The organism is Cupriavidus sp. FW305-3-2-15-C-LB2 (genome assembly GCF_058787575.1).
Genome location: NZ_JBYSZW010000110.1, coordinates 1 through 2,706, shown reverse-complemented (window position 1 = coordinate 2,706; position 2,706 = coordinate 1). Strand labels below are relative to the sequence as shown.

Sequence of the window (2,706 nt, the reverse complement as noted above, 5' to 3'; positions counted from 1 at the left end):
CCCCCATTTCCCAAAAAACACCCAATTCCCCCTGCTTTTCGCGCGAATGGGAAGCCCCCACGCTTCGATAATCCCTGCTGACGAATAGCGGCCTGCTGCTTCGCACGGAGCATGGATGTCAGATGATGGACATGATCCGCGCGCTGGAGCAGGAGCTGCTGCAGGTGCTGATCGACAACGTGCCGTCCGAGCGCCGTGTGGAAGCATCGGCCGCCACGCTGCTAAATGGGCCGCAGAGCAGTCCGGAAGGCAAGCCGGACGTGGTTTCGGACCAGGCGCAGGTGGATGATTTGCTGGCGAGTCTGGGGTTCTGAGCGCATTCGATTTCCCACCGGTTTGCTCCCCTCTCCCGCCTGCAGGAGAGGGGCACGGGGTGAGGGCAGGCGCGTGCCTCGCGACAAGGCATTTCGTTCATCAACGCCCCGCCCTCACCGGGGCGCTGCCGTCAACCTCCACCTCCGATCGCAGGCGCGATTTCGCCGTGCGTGGCCGGTACCGGACGCACTGGCCGACCACACGCAAGACGGTACCCACTAAACCGCGTTGTTCGCGCCCCACAGAATGTGAACGATTGTGATGCCGTGTGGGGTGGATCTTCTCGCGTGCGCTAGGCTGAAGCGCCTTTGCGGCGCCGGATTGCGGGTGCTCGACGGCCCAGCCCATTCTCGGACTGGCTGCCGCATTGCCCCGAAAAATTGCGGAAACATCCGCCGCGAGAATCGGAATCCTCCGATCCTGACGCCAGAGTCGGCTGGGTACAGTGGCTAGTTTTGGCCTCGGTCTGGTCTCTGGCGCACAGATCGGGGTGGAGTTCTGACCCGCCCGAACGGCGCGGGGTATCGATTTGCTGTTGTGACAGAGCATGAATGTAGTGTTGACCCAACTGAAGGAGAAGATCGCATGAACAAAGTGACGGCCATATCCCTGGTCGCCGCGGCCGGGCTGCTCGCCATGCTCGGCGGCTGTGCCACCGAATCGTCCACGGCGCTGCCGGTGCAGAAAGTAGAGAGCGCCAGCCGTCCCTACGCCGGCGTCCGCACGCCGATTTCGGTCGGCAAGTTCGACAACCGTTCGAGCTACATGCGCGGCGTGTTCTCCGACGGCGTCGACCGGCTGGGCGGCCAGGCCAAGACCGTGCTGATCACGCACCTGCAACAGACCAACCGCTTCAATGTGCTCGACCGCGACAACATGGACGAGATCAAGCGCGAGGCAGCCATCAAGAGCCAGGCTCAGCGCCTGAAGGGGGCCGACTACGTGATCACCGGCGACGTGACCGAGTTCGGCCGCAAGGAAACCGGCGACCAGCAACTATTCGGCATCCTGGGCCGCGGCAAGTCGCAGGTCGCGTATGCCAAGGTCGCGCTCAACGTGGTGAATATCGCGACCTCGGAAGTCGTGTTCACCGCCCAGGGCGCAGGCGAGTACGCGCTGTCGAGCCGGGAGGTAATCGGCTTTGGCGGCACGTCCAGCTATGACTCGACGCTCAACGGGAAGGTGCTCGACCTCGCCATGCGCGAAGCCGTGACCAATCTGGTCAGCGGCATCGAAAGCGGCGCCTGGAAGCCCGTCACCCCCTGATTCCAAAAAAAACAGCCAAGGAGAAATCGTGAAGACATTGTTCCGGCCACAGCGCCTGGCGGTGCCTGCCCTGGTCGCAAGCGCATTGCTGGCTGGCTGCGCGGCTCCCGCCAAGCCCCTGTATCAGTGGGAAGGCTACCAGCCGCAGGTCTACCAGTACTTCAAGGGCGAACCGAAGCAAGCCCAGATCGAGGTGCTTGAGCGTGACCTGCAGAAAATCATGGCGGCCGGCAATACCCCGCCGCCCGGCTACCACGCGCACCTCGGCATGCTGTATGCCGATATCGGCAAGGATGACGAAATGGTCCGCGAATTCCAGACCGAGAAGGCGCTGTTTCCCGAGTCGGGAGCCTATGTGGACTTCCTGCTGAAGAACGTCAAAAGCAAGGGAGAGAAGAAATGAGCAAGCTGTTCCATCGCGTCCTGATGCTGCTGGGCGTCGCCATGCTGGCAGCCGGCTGTGCCGCGCCGACGAAGAACGTGGATTACGCCGCCTTCAAGGAAAGCCACCCCCGCTCGATCGTGGTGCTGCCACCGCTGAACAACTCGCCGGACGTGAAGGCCACTTACGCCATGCTGTCGCAGGCCACGCAGCCGCTGGCCGAATCCGGCTACTACGTGCTGCCGGTCGCGCTGGTTGACGAGACCTTTCGCCAGAACGGCCTGACGATACCGGGCGACATCCACGCGGTGGCACCCGCGAAGCTGCGCGAAATCTTCGGCGCGGACACCGCGCTGTACATCACCGTGACCGACTATGGTCCGAAGTACCAGGTCGTCAGCAGCACCACCGTTGTCACCGCCGAAGCGAAGCTCCTGGACCTGAGGACGGGCAAGACGCTCTGGACCGGACAGGCGTCGGCTGCCAACAATCAGTCGGGTAACGCTGGCGGTGGGTTGATCGGCGCGCTGATCGGGACGGCCATTGCGCACGCGATCAGCAGCGTGTCGGATGCCGCCTATGGGGTGGCCGGCAGGACGAGCCAGCAACTGCTCTCGGCGGGTACGCCTGGCGGCATCCTGTATGGGCCGCGGTCGCCGAAGTACGGCACGGACTGACTATCATGGTTCTGGTTTTGTGAGAAGGCCGGCCTGACGTAGTTCGCGCGGGCATCTCCCGATGCC

Annotated in this window: 3 protein-coding genes and 1 pseudogene; all 4 read left to right on the top strand. The window is 63.4% G+C overall.

The features are described from left to right. Nucleotides 1-119: 119 nt before the first annotated feature. Nucleotides 120-314 (top strand): annotated as a pseudogene (locus AC3WRR_RS36020) (protein phosphatase CheZ); the annotation flags it as partial. A 586-nt stretch (nt 315-900) separates the two neighbouring features. Then, nucleotides 901-1,581 (top strand): CsgG/HfaB family protein, encoded by a 681-nt coding sequence (locus AC3WRR_RS36015; protein WP_011616438.1) that lies wholly within the window; start codon nt 901-903, stop codon nt 1,579-1,581. A 28-nt stretch (nt 1,582-1,609) separates the two neighbouring features. Beyond that, nucleotides 1,610-1,984 (top strand): DUF4810 domain-containing protein, encoded by a 375-nt coding sequence (locus AC3WRR_RS36010; protein WP_011616439.1) that lies wholly within the window; start codon nt 1,610-1,612, stop codon nt 1,982-1,984. Further along, nucleotides 1,981-2,640 (top strand): DUF799 domain-containing protein, encoded by a 660-nt coding sequence (locus AC3WRR_RS36005; RefSeq protein ID WP_492299562.1) that lies wholly within the window; start codon nt 1,981-1,983, stop codon nt 2,638-2,640. Before AC3WRR_RS36010 ends, AC3WRR_RS36005 begins: the two co-directional genes overlap by 4 nt. Nucleotides 2,641-2,706 lie beyond the last annotated feature (66 nt).

Excerpts from the sequence above, each read along its gene's own strand:
- AC3WRR_RS36005 (WP_492299562.1), top strand. The coding sequence starts at position 1,981 with ATGAGCAAGCTGTTCCATCGCGTCCTGATGCTGCTGGGCGTCGCCATG.
- AC3WRR_RS36015 (WP_011616438.1), top strand. The coding sequence starts at position 901 with ATGAACAAAGTGACGGCCATATCCCTGGTCGCCGCGGCCGGGCTGCTC.